Raw genomic sequence first — 17025 nt, 5'->3', positions numbered from 1 at the left:
ATCAAGATGACTGTGCTGCTTTCTTAAAGCGCATCCCGAAAAGTGTGAAACGGTTTTCGGACAAGATGCGCGTTAAAATAAAGGATTAGAGCGTCGATCTGATTCAATCAGATCGAAACGCGCTCTAGAGCGACAGTTTAAGGCCTTCATGGCTGTCGGTGAAACCGAGCGACTGGTAAAAGCGCAGCGCATCGGAACGGGATTTATCGGTCGTAAGCTGCACCAGCCCGCAGCCCCGTTCGCGGCATTTTTCGATGGCCCATTCGATCATCTGACGACCGATACCACCGCCGCGAATATCGCTTGCGATACGCACGCTTTCAATTTGGCCGCGCCATTGACCCATGCGAGAAAGGCCCGGAATGAAGCTCAGTTGCATGCAGCCGATAATCCGCCCGTCATGCTCGACGACCGTCAGAAACTGGTTCGGGTCGGCATCGATGGCTGCAAAGGCGTTCCTGTATTCGTCGCGTAATGGCAGGCTGGCGTCTTCGCGCTTTGCGCCAAGCGCATCATCGGCAAGCATGGCGACGATCGCCGCCACATCTGCCGATGTTGCTTTTCTGATGGCAATGGCTGCCGAAGCCGCCATTAGACCGCGATGCCGTGCAGATCGTATGCGTCGCTCGCTTCGACCTTCACAGTAACGATATCGCCAACGCGCAGCGGACGACGCGACTGGATATGCACGCTGCCGTCGATTTCCGGCGCGTCATAGCGGGTGCGACCCTTGGCGACTGTGCCATTCGCCTCGTCGATAATGACGGGCAGGCGCTTGCCGACCTTCTTCTTGAGAAGATTGGTGGAAATCTGCTGCTGCTTGGCCATGAAACGATGCCAGCGCGATTCCTTGATTTCTTCCGGCACCTGTTCGAGGCCGAGATCATTGGCCTTTGCGCCCTTGACTGGCTCATATTTGAAGCAGCCGGCGCGTTCAATCTTGGCTTCATCGAGCCAGTCGAGCAGCAGCTGGAAATCTTCTTCCGTTTCACCGGGATAGCCGACGATGAAAGTCGAGCGTACAGCCAGATCCGGGCAGGTTTCGCGCCATGCCTGAATGCGGCGCGAGGTCTTTTCCTGATGCGCCGGGCGGCGCATGTTTTTCAGAACGGCAGGCGAAGCATGCTGAAACGGAATGTCGAGGTAAGGCAGGATTTTGCCTTCCGCCATCAGTGGAATGACTTCATCGACATGCGGGTAGGGGTAGACATAGTGCATGCGCACCCAGACGCCCATGTCACCCAGTTCGCGCGACAGATCGAGGAACTTTGTGCGGACGGTGCGGTCCTGCCACATGGCTTCCTGATACTTGATGTCGAGGCCGTAGGCGCTCGTATCCTGCGAAATGACGAGGATTTCCTTGACGCCGGCTGTCACCAGCTTTTCGGCCTCACGCAGCACCTGATCGATCGGGCGCGAGACGAGATCGCCGCGCAGCGCCGGAATGATGCAGAAAGAGCAGCGGTTGGAGCAGCCTTCGGAAATTTTGAGATAGGCGTAATGGCGTGGCGTGAGCTTCACACCCTGCGGCGGCACCAGATCAACGAACGGATCATGTGCTGGCGGGGCGGCTTCGTGCACGGCGCTCATCACGCTTTCATAGGCCTGCGGGCCGGTGATGGCGAGCACGTTCGGGTGACGTTCGCGAATGACATCCGGTTCCGCGCCGAGGCAACCGGTAACAATCACCTTGCCGTTTTCGTTGAGTGCGAGGCCGATGGCGTCAAGCGACTCGTCGCGTGCAGAATCGAGAAAGCCGCATGTATTGACGATTACCAGATCGGCGCCGTCATGCTTGCGGGAGATTTCATAGCCTTCCGAGCGGAGGCTGGTGATGATGCGTTCGGAATCGACCAGCGCCTTCGGGCAGCCAAGTGAAACGAAACTGACGCGCGGTGCGCTCATTGGGGGAACCTTGCAAATTTCGGAAATTGCGGGCGCAATACCACGACAAAGGGGCCAAGGTAAAGCTTGGATGCCATGAGTGGTTGCCGCAGCGCGGCAATAAAAAAGCCGGGACTGGAGGTCCCGGCTTCGGAGCACCTGGAAAAACAGGCTTATTCGGCTGCGTCCGCAGGAGCGGCGTTCAGCTGGCCGTAGCGCTCTTCACCGATTTTCGCCAGCAGGTCGAGCTGGGTTTCGAGGAAGTCGATATGGCCTTCTTCGTCTGCCAGAAGCTCGTCAAAAAGCTGCTTGGAAACGTAGTCGCCGAGCTGATCGCAGATTTCACGCGACTTCTTGTAGGAAGCGCGGGCGTCATATTCACCGGCAAGATCGGCTTCCAGAACTTCCTTGACGTTCTGGCCGATGCGCAGTGGTGCGAGAGTCTGCAGGTTTGGGTGACCTTCGAGGAAGATGATGCGGTCGATGATCTTGTCAGCGTGATGCATCTCTTCGATGGATTCTTCACGCTCTTTCTTGGCAAGACGCGTGAAACCCCAGTCGTTCAGCAGGCGGTAATGCAGCCAATACTGGTTGACGGCACCGAGCTCAAGAAACAGAGCCTCGTTAAGCCGCTCGATGACCTTTGGTTCGCCTTTCATTCCATGAACTCCCGAATTTGTCGCGTAGAGAACGTACACGATCCATGAACTGGATGACGTTTTCGTCCATTTGGTTGTGACGAAGATGATACTCTTCAGTCACCCTTATGATCGTTTCTACGACGTTTGGGAAGCAGCCGCAGCAGCGGCCGCGCTTGGACATGGCATTATAGAGGGTGCCGGGAACGATAAGTTGCCAGCAGTCCTGATCGAGAAGTTCGATCACAACTGCTTCGATATCTTTATCTGTAATGACGTTACAGCTGCAAACTAGCATGAGACGAATGCTCCCATGCCATTCTGGCAGTAAAAAAATGACGCGGAATGCGAAAAATGGAGGAAGTTTACCTGATTGCCCGGTACTTCTACTTCAAGACGGCTGCTGGAAACGCGCAGCGTTATTTTACTGGTGGCGCGAGGCCAAGATGAACCGGACAATGGTTCCTCCAATTGCAAGGGTTAAAGGCCCGAACATTAAAGGTCTATTTAGGCGGTCTATTAAACTCACCAAACTAGGTCAGGTTATGGCTGGGGAGCAGGGTATCTGTCAAATTCTATGTTTTTGAAATGTTCTAAAAAACAATTACTTAGAATCATTCTAAATATGAGTTAACTACCCATGTTTACACATGAATTGGGTGTTTAAATGCTTCGTCGGCAACGATGTGAAAGCGTCACCGACAGAAACTGTGCCATTTCGCCGCACCTTGTGGAAAAGGTGGGCGAGACAGTGACTTATGCGCCTTCGACGGCACTGAAGCCTTCAAACTGCGGCGGTCCGAGATAGAGAGGCTTATTGGTTCCGGCATTGCGGTGCGCGTCGCGGAACTGTTCGGACTTGGTCCAGAAGGTGAAATCGTCACGGCTGCGCCAGACCGTATGGGAAGCATACAGCGTATAGCCTTCCTCTTCATTGGTCGCGCCGCGCAGCAGGTGGAACATTTCGAAGCCCGGAAGCTCGGAAAGCGTGGAATCGCGGTTTTTCCAGACAGCTTCGAAATCGGCCTCGCTGCCGATACGTACCTTGAAGCGATTCATGGCTATGAACATGGCTCATCCTTTTCCATTGGGTTTGGACTGGCTTTTGATCGACTATAGCGGGTTTTCTGGTTGGCATGGCCAGAAACCTGAACTCGTATTTCCGGCGCGTGCGGTGGTAGGGCCGCACGCGCCGCGTCACATCTCGGGATCAGAAGGCCGCAGCCGCGGTCAGAGGTTGGCCAGCCTTCAAAGATGCGACGGTTAGATCATGTCCGGGGCACTTGCCTCGGATCAGAACTGGAACTGTGTCGCCACGAGGAACGTACGTCCCTGACCGGAGCCCGACGTGCTCAGGAATGGGGTGTAGCTCTTGTCGAACAGGTTGTTGACCTTCAGCGTCAGGTCCACGTTGTCGGTGAACTTGTAGTTGGCGAACACATCCACAAGGCCATAGCTGTCGGACTGGATAACGCCGGTGTAATCGACCGTATCGCCGCCAGAAACATAGGAGTAGCGACCGCCAACCGTCAGCTTGCGTTCGAGGAAACGCGCACCACCGCTAACCGAGAAGACATCATCCGGCATGTACTGACCTGCACCGAGACCTGCGGTCTGCGCCGGAAGATCCGACTTCGAGTGGGTATAGGTAATGCCGCCGAAGGCCATGCCTGCGTCATACATCGCTTCGAGTTCGAAGCCGCGCACCTGCGAAGTGCCGTCGATATTGACGAACTGGTACTTGCGATAGGTCGGGTTGAACGTGGACGTGATGTAGTCCTCGACATCCATGTCGTAATAATCGGCCTTCAGGCGCAGCGAATCTCCGGCAAGAAACAGATCGTCTTTCTTGAGGTTGACGCCGATTTCCCAACCCTTCTGGGTTTCAGGCGAAAGGGTCGGATTCGGCAGGAAGCTGACGCTTGTCGAACCGGGATGGTTGCCGCCCAACATGGTTTCCTGAAGCGTTGGCGAACGCATGCTCTGGGAATAGGTCACGTATGGCTGCAACCAGTCGGTCGCGTTGATCGCCAGCGTGATTTTTGGATCGAGACGCTGCTTGGAAATATCGACGTCATAGACGCCGTTTTCGCCAAAGCCAGCCAGTCCAGTGTCGGCGCTGCCCGACGTTTTGAAGAAGTCGTAGCGCAGGCCGGCGATCAGGTCGACAATGCCGTAGCTGAAGGTGGTCTCGGAGAAGACTGCGCCGTTGCTGCTGCGCCCGTCGACTGGATTGACGCCGGAATTGTCGCCCGAAATATTGTCGCGGAAATATTCGACGCCGTAGTTCCACTTGACGCCGACTTCGCCGACATTGAAGCGCGATGTGTTCGAAATGTCGAAACCATAGCCCTTGTCGGTGATGCTACGGCCTGTCGCGCTGCCCGGAAGGCCCGTGGACAGGCTGTTGTAATAGGTCATGTCGAGACGGTTGTAGTAAGCGTTGACATGCAGGTCGATCAGGTCGTTATCCGACGGGTTGTAGCTGTAATTCGCCGTGAACGTCTTGTTCTTGACGTTCTGGTCATAGGAATTGGCGCCAAAGTCGTTGTTGTAGAAAACGCCGCCAAGCGACAGCTTGTGATCTTCGCCGAAACCAAATTCGGTCTTGACGAGACCCGAAGTCAGTTCCTGTCCGGTATCCGACTGCTCGACGCCATCGCCATCCTTGTAGTTCTTGGAATCGCGGCGGCTGATGGCAGCGGCAACGCCCATCGAATTGACACGCGCACCGGCGGCCAGCATTTCAGAGAAACCGACGCCGTTGCTGCCCCAGGAGGCGCGTCCGAGGACACCATATTGCTGGCCCTGACGGACGATATCGTCCACGCCGAGCGTGCGGAAATTGACGCTGCCGGCAAGTGCGCCGCCGCCGGTGCCAGTCACTGCGCCGCGTGAAATGTCGATATCGGCGAGAAGGTTAGGATCGACATAGGTGAAGCCCTGTGCCTCGTGGCCTGTGAAGCGGAAGTTCTGACGAACGCCGTCAACCATCATGTTAACGCGTCCGGAACCTTCAAAGCCGCGAATATTGACGGCAACACCCGGCTGGGAGCCGTTCACGCGGGTGAAAATGCCCGGCTTGTCGCGCAGCACATCGTCCAGCTTCACATCGCCATTACGGCGCAGCTCTTCACTGGAAACGGTGCTGACTGCGGCGGGCGTATTGTAGGTCGCATCGCCCTTTGCACCATCGCCCTTGATGGTGATCGTCTTCAGCTTGACGTCGCTTTCGCTCTCGGCTGCTTTCTGTTCCTGCGCGAGTGACTGCGATGCCATCGCGACAAGAATGACGGCGAGCCCGCTGCTCGCCAGGAATGAACGCTTGTGTACCCCACCAGTCGCCCGCATTGCTGTATTTCCTCTGCGCAAGTGTGCTCCCGCCGACCTGAGAATCGGCAGGAAAGCCTAAGAATTCAATTGTTTAGAATGCTTCCAATATGGAGGCTGCTCTGCTGGCTGGCGAAGACGAATTCTTCGTGGCTTGCGCTGGAAGGGCGAGATTTAAACTTGACTCGATTAATCCAGTAATGCAGTGATTAGTAAACATGACTAACGATGTCAACAAATCAATTTCGTCACTAACAGACGGATATCGTTTTGTGAAAAACGTGGCTTCCCAGCGAAGCTTTTAAGTCAAAGGCAGGCAGGAAAATGAACAGGCGTATTCATATAGACATGCAAGTGCGTTTGCCCCGCGGGCACGCCGCCGACCGTTCTGCCAACCGCATGATCGACGGTCCGGCGATCGATAACACCGGTGAACGCGCCGCGCCGACGATTCGCGCGACCCTCAAGGAAGCGCAGATCAAGACTTATGGTAGCCGCGAACTTTTCGACGGCTCCCGCGAGGTAGGGATAGAGCACGGCGGATCGCTCTATCGCCTCAAGATTACCCGCCAAGGCAAGCTCATTTTGAACAAGTAGGCACGACTCTCATGACGCAACATTCCAAGCCCTCCCCAGAGCAGATTCTCCAGGCACGGGCGGACAACCCGAAGGCGCGCGAACGCGATTTCGCACAAAGCCTCGGTATTTCTGAAGCCGATTTCGTTGCTGCCCATTGTGGTCTCAACGATGACGCCGCCATCTCGGCCCGCCGCATTCGCGCAGATGTCGAGACCTTGCTCAAGCGCGCTTCGAGCCTCGGCGAAGTTATGGCGCTGACGCGCAATGAAAGCGTCGTGCATGAAAAGATCGGACCATTTGAAAAAGCCGTTTGGGGCCCGCATGCGTCAATCGTGCTTGGAAAGCAGATCGACCTGCGTATTTTCCCAAAGCATTGGGTGCATGGTTTTGCCGTTCGTAAGAAGGACGGTGAAGAAGTGCGTCGCAGCCTTCAGTTCTTCGATGCGTCCGGTGAAGCGGTGCACAAGATTCATCTGCGTCCGGCATCCGATGTTGATGCCTATGAGGCGCTCGTCACCGAACTTCTGCTCGATGATCAGTCGGGTTCTATCGAAACGACTGCGATTGCGCCGAAAGGTGCAAAGGCCAATGTTGCGCTTGTCGATACCGATGCCTTCCGCGAACGCTGGAGCGCTTTGACTGATGTGCACCAGTTCATGGGGCTGTTGAAGGATTTTGGCGTGGATCGCCATCAGGCTGTGCATCTTGCCGGACAGGATTTCGCGTGGCGCGTTGATCTTTCATCCGTGGAAGCCATGATGAATCATGCTGTTCAGCAGCAGTTGCCGATTATGTGCTTTGTCGGTAATCGCGGTTGCATCCAGATCCACACCGGGCCGATCCATGAAATCAAGATGATGGGCCCTTGGCTCAATGTTCTCGATCCGACATTCCACATGCATCTTCGTATCGATCATATCGCCGATGCGTGGGTCGTGCGTAAGCCGACCAAGGACGGTCACGTGACCTCGCTGGAAGCTTATGATGCCAATGGCGAACTGATTATTCAGTTCTTCGGCGAGCGTCATGAAGGCGAGGTGGAACTGGCCGACTGGCGCATGATTGCCGAAAATCTACCGCGTCTTCCCCGGTCGACCGCTGCATAGGACGCGTATCATGTCTGTCATTTCAGCACGTTTTACGCGCGTTGCCGCTGTCGCCGCTATGGCTTGGTCAATCGGTACCGGCATTGCCGGTGCGGATACCGTCGAACGGTTTGCCGATACATCACGCATTGTCTCTGTCGGCGGACCGCTGACGGAGATCGTCTACGCGCTTGGCGCGGAAAAGATGCTTGTCGCGCGCGACCAGACCAGCACCTATCCGGCGGCTGCCGAAGCCCTGCCGGATGTCGGTTATATGCGCCAGCTTGCACCGGAGGGGGTGCTGTCGGTCAATCCAACGGGCATTCTGCTCATTCAGGGCAGCGGGCCGCAGGACACGCTGGAGGTTTTGAAGAAAGCCTCGGTGCCGATGGTTATCGTGCCGGAAAACTATACCGGCGAGAGCGTCATTGCGAAGATCGAAGCTGTCGGCAAGGCGCTCGGTCTTGAAGACAAAGCCAAGGCGTTGGCGGATAGTGTCGCGGGTGATCTTCAGGCTGCCGAAAAAGCTGCTGCTGCTCACGAGCAGCGCAAGCGCGTGCTGTTCGTCTTGAACGGTGCTGGCGGACGCCTGATGGCATCAGGAACCGGTACGGCGGCTGACGGCATGATCAAGCTTGCAGGTGGTGTGAACGTCATTACCGAATATCCGGGTTACAAGCAGCTGACCGACGAAGCCATCGGCAAGGCTGCACCGGATATGATCTTGATGATGAACACCGGCGGCGATGGTGTCGGCCCGGCTGACCTTCTGAAGAATCCAGCGATTGCCAGCACACCTGCCGGGCGCGCCAAAAATGTCGTCGCCATGGATGCGCTTTATCTGCTGGGCTTCGGCCCGCGTACCGGCGCTGCCATTCGTGAACTGTCGGCGAAACTCTACGACACGCCAGCAGGACAATAATCGGATCAGGCATCCGACATGAGGAATAAGCAAATGACCAGCCAAGGTCGTGTGGCAGGCGGAGAGCCCTTCACCATGCGTCATCGAGCCGGAGACAGTCGGAAAAACACTGGTGCAAAAGAGAAGGCCGGGGATCGCACGCAGCGCGCGCGCATCGTGCTGGTCGTGCTCGGCGTTGCGCTGTGTCTTACAGCCGTGTTCAGCCTTACGGCTGGTGCTTCGGATGCGTCCATTCTTACACTGCTGCGTGGATTTGTGAGCGGTGAGGGCGCGGAGACCTTTCAGCGTGATCATCTGATCATCATGGAAATCCGCCTGCCGCGTATCATCCTCGGCATGTTGATCGGTGCGGGACTTGCCGTGTCCGGTGCCGTTATGCAGGGGTTGTTCCGCAATCCGCTGGCTGATCCCGGTCTGGTGGGTGTAGCGTCGGGCGCCAGTCTCGGCGCTGTATCGATGATCGTGCTCGGCGGCAGCGTTCTGGCGCCGGTTATCGCGGTTCTGGGCATCTACGCACTGCCATTGGCGGCCTTCTTCGGCGGGCTTGCCACAACCTTGTTGCTATACCGGGTTGCGACGCGGCGCGGGCGCACATCGGTTGCCACCATGCTTTTGGCGGGCATTGCGCTTGGCGCATTGGCGGGTGCTGCAACCGGCGTTCTGGTCTACATGGCTGATGACCGCCAGTTGCGGGATTTGACTTTCTGGGGGCTTGGTTCGCTTGCAGGCGCGACCTGGAGCAAGATTGGTGCTGCCGGGCCGATTATCGCCGTGGTGCTGATTGCTGCGCCAATGCTGGCGCGAGGTCTTAACGCGCTTGCACTGGGTGAAGCTGCTGCTGGACATCTCGGCATTCAGGTGCAGCGCATCAAGAATGTCGCCATCGTCACCGTTGCTGCGGCCACCGGCGCGACAGTTGCGGTAGCCGGTGGCATCGGGTTTATCGGAATCGTGGTGCCGCATATGCTGCGTCTCAGCATCGGCCCGGATCACCGCTATCTTCTGCCCGCGTCGGCGCTGCTGGGCGCTATCCTGCTTCTGCTTGCCGATGCGGTCAGCCGCACCATCGTTGCACCGGCGGAACTGCCCATCGGTATCATAACCGCCATGTGCGGTGCACCGTTCTTCCTCTGGATATTGCTGCGTCAGCGCGGCCTTCTTGATCTGTGAGGTTGCCATGATTGAAACCAAGTCACTCAGCGTTCGTCTTTCAGGCAAGTCGATCATTGAGAATATCGATTTCACGGCGCGCGCCGGTGAAATCACGGCAATTGTCGGCCCGAACGGATCGGGCAAGACGACACTCTTGCGCGCACTGTCGGGTGATGCGCCGTTCACGGGTGAAGCGCTGCTGGACGGTCGGCCCTTTGCGAATTTCAAGCCGTGGGAAATGGCGGCCCGCCGTGCGGTGCTGCCGCAGGCCAGCGCCTTGTCCTTTCCTTTCACGGTGCGTGAGATCGTCGGCATTGGTTTGACCGGCGGTTACAGCGGCTTGTCGCGTGATCTTGAGACCGGCTTGCCAGATCTCGCCTTGCAGCGGGTAGATCTTGGCGGCTTTGGCGGCAGGCTCTATCAGGAGCTTTCCGGCGGCGAACAGCAACGGGTGCAGCTTGCCCGCGTGTTGTGTCAGGTCTGGATGCCGGTTGTTGACGGCTCCGCACGGTATCTTTTTCTGGATGAGCCGATTTCAAGCCTCGATATCCGGCACCAGATCGTCGTGATGGAAATTGCGCGGGATTTTGCCGCTGAAGGCGGCGGCGTGATCGCCATTCTGCATGATCTCAATCTCACGGCGATGTTTGCCGACCGGATCGCGGTCATATGTCAGGGCAAGCTTGATACAATCGGCACGCCGCAAGAGGCGCTGACCGACGAGCGGCTGGAGCGTGTTTATGAATGCGCGCTGCGGGTAGGGGTGCCGCCTGCGCGGGGCGTGCCGTTCGTGTTGCCACAATCGGCCTATCGAGCCGCCGCCGAATAAAGGCAGGCACATTAAAAAAGGTCCGGTTTTCACCGGACCTTTTGATTTGCGCTATCTTATGAGCTTAGCTCGCGACACGCTGTTCTTCCATCTCTTCAAGACCGAGCAGGGCGCGCACATTCGGACGGGCCTTTACGAGGTCTGAAATGCTGTATTTCATCAACACGCCGAAGAAGGCGTTCAGCGCTTCACGCAGAGCCGAGTTCAGGGCGCAGCTATCAACCAGTGGGCACTCGGTCGCATCGTTCTCGAAGCATTCCGCCATGGCGAAGTTTTCTTCGGTGACGCGCACGACATCGAACAGGCTGATGTCGTTGGCTGCACGGCCAAGACGCACACCGCCATTGCGGCCACGTACAGTTTCAACCAGCCCATTTTCCACGAGTGGCTGTAGAATCTTGAAAAGAAACAGCTCCGAAACGCTATAAGCGCGAGCGATTTCCGGAATGCGGCTCAGCTTGCCTTCATTCGCGGCACAATACATGAGTATCCGAACGGCATAATTCGTCTGGCGAGTAAGGCGCATGAGAGTTCCTTTCAGCACGTCCCAGAGCATTTTCAAACCCGACCAAGTCAGGTCGGAAAATGCCCTCGCTCTTATATTCCGGTTCCAAAATCTGGACTGAAATTCCGGTTTCAGTTCCACATCACCTGCGTCGATAACGCTCTCCGCTTATGGCATATGTATGGAAGCCGGATTTCCTTGATGATCCAGTTTAGAATCGTTCTTAATATATAGAAAGTCTTTTCCCATATTTAAAGTGGAAAAAACGAGTCGAATTTTTTCGCATAGCGAGCCCTCCCGTGCCCGGTTTGAGTTTCACTGGCAAACGTCGATCCATTCGGCGGTGACCAATGTTGCCATCCTGTCTGGTGCGATACGAACCGCGCTGTTGGTTGCCCCCGCCGCCGGAACCACTTCCTCGTAAGCCTTCAGCGAGACGTCACAATAGACTGGAAGCGCGCTTGGCAAGCCAAAGGGGCAAACGCCACCCACCGGGTGGCTGGTCTCGGCGAGCACGGTCTCAGCATCCAGCATACGCGGCTTGGTGCCGAAACGATCCTTGAATTTGCGATTGTCGATGCGCGCATCGCCGCGTGTGACAATAAGAATGGTCTGGTCCTTGGTCGAGAAGGAAAGCGTCTTGGCGATCTGGCCCGGTTCCACACCATGCGCTTCTGCAGCCAGAGCTACAGTGGCAGTGCTGGTTGGCAATTCGATGATTTCGACTTCCGGCGCCTTGTCAGCGAAAAATGCCTTTACCGATTCCAGACTCATGGCTTGCCTTTATGGTGACAACTTAACTCAAGTTTACGTCTCATTAACGATGAGGGCAACCCTAGAACAGTTATAATTTTGATGGAATTGGCTGAAAGCAGAGAAAATGCAGATGTCACGCATTTCTGATTGCTGCGGGGAGGGTTTTGCGCTGATTTGAGCGAAGTCTTAATCAGTCGTAGCGATGAGGGGCGCGAAATTGCTGTCAGCCGGCGATCTGTCGCCGGCCGGTGTTTTATTGAACGCACCCGGCGCGAAGCTCTCCGGTGAAGACCGGAAAACATGCAGGGCTGCGACAATCCTCATGAATCCCGATTGCGCTCGCCCTGTACGCTCGATTATTTGTGCGGAACGTTCTTTTTGTCAGCGCCTTTGTCCTGGGCCTTGGGATCGGCCTTCTTGGTCGCTGCGGACTTCTGGTCCTTTCCTTTTTGTTCTTGCTTCAGGGGCAGGACGCCCTGCGCGGCAAAGGCTGCCGGTGTTGCAAGAAAGGAGACGGCGATGGCTGCTGCAATGAACTGCTTCATATCTAATATCCTCGTTAGTCTTAGCGAGGATTGGATAGAGCAATAGAAAGGCCAGTTTTGGACCGTATTGTAACAGAATGTTTCTGAGATGATGAAATAACAGAATATAATATGATCGGGAAATTCGGATTGATGCAAGAACTATAGAAATATATGGAAATTAATGAGAGCGAATATCATCAATTTGATTTGGTGAAATCGTCATAGAAGGTCGATAGGATTAGGAATTGCGTTTCCGGTTTTCTTTTATTTCGTTCATAGTGGCGATTATTATTTTCGTATCCTTGTCGGCACTGGCAATGTTTGGCGCTGAATTAGGCTGGATAAGAAGCTTCGCCGGGGATGTGGTCGCTGTCATTTTCGTCTATGCGGTTCTCCGCACTGGTATTGACGGCAACCGGTTCATATTGGCGGCTGCCGCATTTTTCGTCGGCGCTTTTGTGGAGTTTGGGCAATATCTGGCCAAGGTCAACGATGTTCAGATTGCAAATCGCGCGTTGCGAATAATTCTTGGCGCAACACCTGATTGGCTTGATGTCCTGGCCTATGGGATTGGTGCTCTTATCATCGTGGCCTATCTGGGATTGCACCGTTACTATGTCGCGCGGGCAAGACCGTGATGGTGATCAGCGCTGTCATGGGTATTATTTTTTGCGCTGTGGACTTGTTTTGAACACATTGGCCACCTATATCGCTGTCATCGGCATAGCTTAAGAGCGCTGGACGCGTCTGTTGCTCGCTATAGCCGCCATCGTTTGATGCTTTTGACCACGGATGTACTGGCACTGGTAGGAAAGCGATGGATCAGGAAGGTCGGTGCGTTTTCGCCCCGGCCTTTTTTGTTATTTGGGCGTGACGCTATCCACCTGAGAGATCGTACAGAACGGCTTCGAGCAAGTTGACGCGGCGATAAAAGCTGCTAAGAAGTCAGCCATTAAGTGACTGGTTGGCAAATCACTGATTTGCGGCTTTTCCCGTCTCAAGGAAAAGAAATCATAACAATCACTTGGAGGGGTGGCCGAGCGGTTTAAGGCACCGGTCTTGAAAACCGGCGTGCAGGAGACTGTACCGTGGGTTCGAATCCCACCCCCTCCGCCATTGTTTCCACTTGTTTGTTTCTGTTACGCGCTCAAAGCCAGTTTTGGTTTCAATGGCAGTTGTCTGAATGACGATCTGAATTTTATTCCCGTATTATAAGTTCAAAATGATAGTTGATTGCACAGAAATACAAAGTATTTCTATTTATATATTTTATATACTAAAATATCATATATCGATTTTGAAATTTTAAGATTATAATTCGGATTATTTCTTGAATGAGAACATTGATTTTATTTAATGATTATTATTGTTTCCATTCATTTATTTTTCATCGCGGGTTGGGTAGCGTGAGTTCATCACGAAAGGAGAATATCATGTTCAAGAAGATCCTACTCGCAGCCGTTGCTCTGTCGTTCATTGGTGCGCCTTTGGCGCAGGCTCGTGATAACCAGCCTCAGCGCAAGCCAGCGGTTCATCAGGTTCAGGCTAAGAAGCAGTCCGCCAAGGGCTGGTCTAAGGGGCAGCGCTTCAACAATTCGCGTCATAGCCAAGTCACCGACTACAAGCGCTATGGACTTCGTGCTCCGGGCAAGGGCCAGCATTGGGTCAAGGTCGACAATCAGTATCTTCTGATTACTGCGGCGACCGGTCTTATCGCTGGTGTGATGGCTGCTCGGTAATTCGAGCATAGAATTAGGACGGTGAACGCCGTCCTCACTCAATGATCAGCGCCCGGGTTCTTCTTTGAACTCGGGCGCTTTTTATGACCGGATTGGCAATTAGCGCGATTGTTTGCGCATGAGCATGATGAAGAGCGGTGTACCGATAAACGCGGTTACGATGCCTGCCGGAATTTCCTGCGGTGCGAAGATTGCCCGGCCCAGCATATCGGCCAGAACTGTTAGCACTGCGCCGATCAGCGCCGTCACTGGCAGCAAATGCCTGTAGCGCGCGCCGCAACAAAGGCGCGCTGCATGCGGCGCAATCAACCCCACGAAGCCAATCGCTCCAACAGCGGACACCGCCCCCGCCACGGAAAGGGCGGCAAGCACCAGCATCCACAAACGGGTGATTGCAGTGTTGACGCCGAGCGATTCAGCCGCATCGCGACCGAGCGTCAGAATGTCGAGGCGTTTGGCGAATGCCATTGAAACGGCGATGAGCATAAGCCAGGGGGCAAGTGCTGTCACATCCTGCCAGTTGCGCCCATGTGTGGAGCCGGCGAGCCAGGCAAGTGCTTCGGCAATCTGGAGCTTTGCTTCAATCACCACAATTGTGCTCAATGCTGAAAGGCTGGCCGCGACGGCAAGTCCGGTCAGTGCTGTGCGTGTGGGCGACAGGTTTTTGCCGAGTAGGCTCAACAGCACAACCACAAGGCAAGCACCGCCTGCCGAGAAAAGGGCAAAGAGTGCGCTTCCGGGAATGATACCGCCGAGCAGTGCGACGAGGCTTGCAAGCGCTGCGCCTTGTGCAAGGCCCAATGTCTCCGGACCGGATAGTGGATTGCGGGTCACGGCCTGCAACAATAATCCCGCCACTGCGAGCAAAGCGCCTGCGCCCATGGCCACGAACACGCGCGGCGCGCGTAGCGCGTCGACCGCCTGCCAGTCGATGTCGCGTCCGGCAATTCCATCGCCGAAGAGAAGCCCGACCAGAAGAGCTGCGACAAGAAGTGCGCCGAGGCTCGCATAAAGCGCGGTCGGCCGCTTGAATATGGTTTTACCCAGAATCTGTGCGGGGCTGGCCGTTGCTTCAGTCTTCATGCGGCGCAATACGAAGATCAGCGCCGGTGCTGCAAAGCAGGCAGCCAGAATACCTGTCGGGATGATTGAGCCCGCGCTGCTCAGCCATTGTGCTGCAATGTCGGCTGAAAGCAGCGCAACGGCTCCCCACAGGCAAGCGGCAGGCAAAAGCACATTGTGTCGAACCATGCCAGTGGCGCGCAGCAAATTGGGCACTGCCAGACCAATGAAGCCGATGGGCCCGGCGATGGTGACGGCAGCACCCGATAGTACGATTGTTGCAAGAAGGCCGATCAGTGCCGTCGCTTTGCCCAGCCCGAGGCTTGCCGCCATATCGCTGCCGAGCGCCATAACATCGAACTGGCGGGCGAGGGTAACGAGCAGCAGAATTGCGGCGACGATAAAGGGCGCGAGCGGTCCAACCTTGCTCCAGCCGGTTTGTTCCAACATGCCTGACGACCAAAGGATGATGCCGGATGCGCGATCATCCGCAATCAGGATGATGGCGGAGGAGAGCGCGGAAAAGGACAGTGAGACCGCTACACCCGCCAGTGCAAGCCGAACCGGTTGTGCGCGTAATCCGCCGCCGACCAGCAGGCATAATGTTCCACCAAGCGCACCGCCGATGATGGTGGCGAGAAAGCCCGGAAAGGCAAAGGGAAGCAGCAGGCTGGAAATAACCAATGCCAATTGCGCGCCGCTGGTGACCGCCAGAATGTCCGGTGCGGCAAGTGGATTGCGCAAAATGGTTTGCATTACCGTGCCTGCGGCGGCAAGGGCTGCGCCGACCAATATGGCTGCAACTGCGCGGGGCAGGCGAATGGTCTCGATGATGATCTGCGCCAGGGATTGCGGGCGCGATGGTGACTGCAAGACATCCTGTAAAGTGACATTGCCACTACTGATGACAAGCTCGAACGCTGTCAGCGCGATCAACAGCAGGATTGCCAGAACAACAATGCCTACAGTGAAGGTCGCCGTTTTTGTCTGGTTCGATGCCAGAGGCTGCGCAGTCATTCCGCGTTCCGCGCATGTTCGGCGGATGGCTGAACCGTTGGATCATTGACCCAGCGGGGCATGCAGAACGGGATCGGCAAAACCGGATGCACTGTCACCTCGATGTCGAAGTCGAAGGCTTCCCTAAGACGCTCTGTTGTGAAAACGCTTTCGGGACTACCGGAGGCCATCAAGTGGCCTTTGCGCATCAGAATAACATCATCGGCCAGTTCCAGCACCTGATTGAGATCGTGCAGAACGGCAACAATGGTCAGGCCATGGTCGCGGTTTAGTTGCTTGAGCAGCGTCAGCAGTTCAGCCTGATGGCGAATGTCGAGAAAATTTGTAGGCTCATCGAGAAACAGGACTGACGGTTCCTGTGCGAGAGCCAACGCCACCCAGGCGCGCTGGCGTTCGCCGCCGGAGAGAGAAGCCACCTGACGATGACGCAGGGCATGCAGGCCCGTTTGCGTGATGGCGCGTTCTATAGCCTGGCGGTCGTGCTCGCCGAGACGGGAAAACAGGCCGCGATGCGGATGACGCCCGTTTTCGACCAGCTCTTCTACGGTCAGGCCAGCGGGGACTTCCGGCATTTGCCCCAGCACGGCGATCTTGCGGGCGAGATCAATACGTTTCAGACGGTTGATGTCTTCCCCGTCGAACAGAACCTGTCCGCTCGTTGGCGTCTGAAGGCGCGCCATGCTGCGCAAGAGCGTACTTTTGCCCGAACCATTGGCGCCGCAAATGACGGTTATGCGTCCGGTCTGAACCGAGGCATCGACCGAATTCAGAGCCGTCGCGCCGTCAAAACTGACGGAAACGCCAACCGTCCTGATGATTGCTTTGTCCTGCGTGGCCATCGGCTTCCAAACGACATGTTCTTTGATGCCGTGTGATAGACAAGAGGATACGGCTCCGCAAGTTTTCTAGGGCGTAGACTCATAAACTGATGCACCAGATGCGGACAGCGATCAGTTTGACAGCAGCGAGGAAATTGTCCGGGTTCTTGTCGTAACGCGTG

The 17025-nt window shown here is 55.8% G+C and carries 18 protein-coding genes, 1 tRNA gene and 1 pseudogene; 8 read left to right on the top strand and 12 right to left on the bottom strand.

All coding sequences use genetic code 11. The features are described from left to right. Window positions 1–124: 124 nt before the first annotated feature. From FHW00_RS21025 to FHW00_RS21000, 6 genes are all read right to left on the bottom strand, one after another. Window positions 125–592 (bottom strand): GNAT family N-acetyltransferase, encoded by a 468-nt coding sequence (locus tag FHW00_RS21025; protein ID WP_078340356.1) that lies wholly within the window; start codon window positions 590–592, stop codon window positions 125–127. Then, window positions 592–1905 carry a 30S ribosomal protein S12 methylthiotransferase RimO gene (gene rimO / locus FHW00_RS21020; RefSeq protein WP_078340357.1) on the bottom strand — a complete coding sequence of 438 codons (1314 nt, stop codon included), beginning with the start codon at window positions 1903–1905 and terminating at the stop codon, window positions 592–594. Before rimO ends, FHW00_RS21025 begins: the two co-directional genes overlap by 1 nt. 152 nt (window positions 1906–2057) lie before the next feature. Then, window positions 2058–2543 carry a bacterioferritin gene (gene bfr / locus FHW00_RS21015; RefSeq protein WP_078340358.1) on the bottom strand — a complete coding sequence of 162 codons (486 nt, stop codon included), beginning with the start codon at window positions 2541–2543 and terminating at the stop codon, window positions 2058–2060. Next, window positions 2509–2820 (bottom strand): (2Fe-2S)-binding protein, encoded by a 312-nt coding sequence (locus tag FHW00_RS21010; RefSeq protein ID WP_078340359.1) that lies wholly within the window; start codon window positions 2818–2820, stop codon window positions 2509–2511. Before FHW00_RS21010 ends, bfr begins: the two co-directional genes overlap by 35 nt. A gap of 458 nt (window positions 2821–3278) precedes the next feature. Beyond that, entirely contained in the window at window positions 3279–3593 is a 315-nt protein-coding gene (locus FHW00_RS21005; RefSeq protein WP_078340360.1) for an antibiotic biosynthesis monooxygenase family protein, read from the bottom strand. Window positions 3594–3815: 222 nt separating this feature from the next. Then, window positions 3816–5873 carry a TonB-dependent receptor domain-containing protein gene (locus FHW00_RS21000; RefSeq protein ID WP_078340361.1) on the bottom strand — a complete coding sequence of 686 codons (2058 nt, stop codon included), beginning with the start codon at window positions 5871–5873 and terminating at the stop codon, window positions 3816–3818. Between the two features lie 303 nt (window positions 5874–6176). Between FHW00_RS21000 and hemP the strand changes: the two genes are divergently transcribed. The 5 genes from hemP to FHW00_RS20975 are packed head-to-tail and all read left to right on the top strand — an operon-like array spanning window position 6177 to window position 10419. Beyond that, window positions 6177–6449 carry a hemin uptake protein HemP gene (gene hemP, locus FHW00_RS20995; protein WP_078340362.1) on the top strand — a complete coding sequence of 91 codons (273 nt, stop codon included), beginning with the start codon at window positions 6177–6179 and terminating at the stop codon, window positions 6447–6449. 11 nt (window positions 6450–6460) lie between these two features. After that, window positions 6461–7537 (top strand): hemin-degrading factor, encoded by a 1077-nt coding sequence (locus FHW00_RS20990; RefSeq protein ID WP_078340363.1) that lies wholly within the window; start codon window positions 6461–6463, stop codon window positions 7535–7537. A 10-nt stretch (window positions 7538–7547) separates the two neighbouring features. Further along, a complete protein-coding gene (locus tag FHW00_RS20985) occupies window positions 7548–8438 on the top strand; it encodes a heme/hemin ABC transporter substrate-binding protein (protein WP_078340364.1) in 891 nt (296 codons plus the stop codon). A gap of 33 nt (window positions 8439–8471) precedes the next feature. After that, the gene (locus tag FHW00_RS20980) at window positions 8472–9608 is read left to right on the top strand and encodes a FecCD family ABC transporter permease (RefSeq protein ID WP_113533476.1); all 1137 of its coding nucleotides are present in this window, start codon (window positions 8472–8474) and stop codon (window positions 9606–9608) included. Window positions 9609–9615: 7 nt separating this feature from the next. Beyond that, window positions 9616–10419, top strand: coding sequence for a heme ABC transporter ATP-binding protein (locus tag FHW00_RS20975; RefSeq protein WP_078340365.1), 804 nt, complete (start codon window positions 9616–9618; stop codon window positions 10417–10419). Between the two features lie 64 nt (window positions 10420–10483). On the opposite strand, the gene rirA is transcribed toward FHW00_RS20975, so the two are convergent. The 3 genes from rirA to FHW00_RS20960 form a co-directional block, all read right to left on the bottom strand. Further along, window positions 10484–10945 (bottom strand): iron-responsive transcriptional regulator RirA, encoded by a 462-nt coding sequence (gene rirA / locus FHW00_RS20970; protein WP_078340366.1) that lies wholly within the window; start codon window positions 10943–10945, stop codon window positions 10484–10486. A gap of 294 nt (window positions 10946–11239) precedes the next feature. Continuing rightward, window positions 11240–11698, bottom strand: a complete 459-nt coding sequence (locus FHW00_RS20965; RefSeq protein WP_078340367.1) for a YbaK/EbsC family protein — start codon at window positions 11696–11698, stop codon at window positions 11240–11242. A gap of 338 nt (window positions 11699–12036) precedes the next feature. Continuing rightward, window positions 12037–12225: a hypothetical protein gene (locus FHW00_RS20960; RefSeq protein WP_078340368.1), complete on the bottom strand. Its 189-nt coding sequence runs from the start codon at window positions 12223–12225 to the stop codon at window positions 12037–12039. Between the two features lie 227 nt (window positions 12226–12452). Here FHW00_RS20960 and FHW00_RS20955 point away from each other — a divergent pair, with 227 nt between their 5' ends. From FHW00_RS20955 to FHW00_RS20945, 3 genes are all read left to right on the top strand, one after another. Then, window positions 12453–12845, top strand: coding sequence for a DUF2809 domain-containing protein (locus tag FHW00_RS20955; RefSeq protein ID WP_078340369.1), 393 nt, complete (start codon window positions 12453–12455; stop codon window positions 12843–12845). 388 nt (window positions 12846–13233) lie between these two features. Beyond that, window positions 13234–13323: transfer RNA gene (locus tag FHW00_RS20950), tRNA-Ser, on the top strand. A 317-nt stretch (window positions 13324–13640) separates the two neighbouring features. Then, window positions 13641–13946, top strand: a complete 306-nt coding sequence (locus FHW00_RS20945) for an RcnB family protein (protein WP_078340370.1) — start codon at window positions 13641–13643, stop codon at window positions 13944–13946. Window positions 13947–14045: 99 nt separating this feature from the next. On the opposite strand, the gene FHW00_RS20940 is transcribed toward FHW00_RS20945, so the two are convergent. The 3 genes and pseudogenes from FHW00_RS20940 to FHW00_RS20930 form a co-directional block, all read right to left on the bottom strand. Continuing rightward, a complete protein-coding gene (locus FHW00_RS20940; RefSeq protein WP_078340371.1) occupies window positions 14046–16025 on the bottom strand; it encodes an iron ABC transporter permease in 1980 nt (659 codons plus the stop codon). Beyond that, entirely contained in the window at window positions 16022–16864 is an 843-nt protein-coding gene (locus FHW00_RS20935) for an ABC transporter ATP-binding protein (protein WP_078340372.1), read from the bottom strand. The genes FHW00_RS20940 and FHW00_RS20935 overlap by 4 nt, the downstream gene beginning before the upstream one ends. Before the next feature lie 79 nt (window positions 16865–16943). Further along, window positions 16944–17025: pseudogene (locus FHW00_RS20930) on the bottom strand (IS5/IS1182 family transposase); the annotation flags it as partial.

Source organism: Ochrobactrum sp. P6BSIII, from assembly GCF_014138065.1.
GTDB lineage: Bacteria > Pseudomonadota > Alphaproteobacteria > Rhizobiales > Rhizobiaceae > Brucella.
This window is presented reverse-complemented; position numbering and strand designations above follow the sequence as displayed.

Coding starts and splice junctions, on each gene's coding strand:
- rirA (WP_078340366.1), bottom strand. CDS start 10,945: ATGCGCCTTACTCGCCAGACGAATTATGCCGTTCGGATACTCATGTAT.
- FHW00_RS20990 (WP_078340363.1), top strand. CDS start 6,461: ATGACGCAACATTCCAAGCCCTCCCCAGAGCAGATTCTCCAGGCACGG.
- FHW00_RS20940 (WP_078340371.1), bottom strand. CDS start 16,025: ATGACTGCGCAGCCTCTGGCATCGAACCAGACAAAAACGGCGACCTTC.
- rimO (WP_078340357.1), bottom strand. CDS start 1,905: ATGAGCGCACCGCGCGTCAGTTTCGTTTCACTTGGCTGCCCGAAGGCG.
- FHW00_RS20965 (WP_078340367.1), bottom strand. CDS start 11,698: ATGAGTCTGGAATCGGTAAAGGCATTTTTCGCTGACAAGGCGCCGGAA.
- FHW00_RS21010 (WP_078340359.1), bottom strand. CDS start 2,820: ATGCTAGTTTGCAGCTGTAACGTCATTACAGATAAAGATATCGAAGCA.
- FHW00_RS21005 (WP_078340360.1), bottom strand. CDS start 3,593: ATGTTCATAGCCATGAATCGCTTCAAGGTACGTATCGGCAGCGAGGCC.
- FHW00_RS20960 (WP_078340368.1), bottom strand. CDS start 12,225: ATGAAGCAGTTCATTGCAGCAGCCATCGCCGTCTCCTTTCTTGCAACA.
- FHW00_RS20980 (WP_113533476.1), top strand. CDS start 8,472: ATGACCAGCCAAGGTCGTGTGGCAGGCGGAGAGCCCTTCACCATGCGT.
- bfr (WP_078340358.1), bottom strand. CDS start 2,543: ATGAAAGGCGAACCAAAGGTCATCGAGCGGCTTAACGAGGCTCTGTTT.
- FHW00_RS20985 (WP_078340364.1), top strand. CDS start 7,548: ATGTCTGTCATTTCAGCACGTTTTACGCGCGTTGCCGCTGTCGCCGCT.
- FHW00_RS21000 (WP_078340361.1), bottom strand. CDS start 5,873: ATGCGGGCGACTGGTGGGGTACACAAGCGTTCATTCCTGGCGAGCAGC.
- FHW00_RS20945 (WP_078340370.1), top strand. CDS start 13,641: ATGTTCAAGAAGATCCTACTCGCAGCCGTTGCTCTGTCGTTCATTGGT.
- hemP (WP_078340362.1), top strand. CDS start 6,177: ATGAACAGGCGTATTCATATAGACATGCAAGTGCGTTTGCCCCGCGGG.
- FHW00_RS20935 (WP_078340372.1), bottom strand. CDS start 16,864: ATGGCCACGCAGGACAAAGCAATCATCAGGACGGTTGGCGTTTCCGTC.
- FHW00_RS21025 (WP_078340356.1), bottom strand. CDS start 592: ATGGCGGCTTCGGCAGCCATTGCCATCAGAAAAGCAACATCGGCAGAT.
- FHW00_RS20975 (WP_078340365.1), top strand. CDS start 9,616: ATGATTGAAACCAAGTCACTCAGCGTTCGTCTTTCAGGCAAGTCGATC.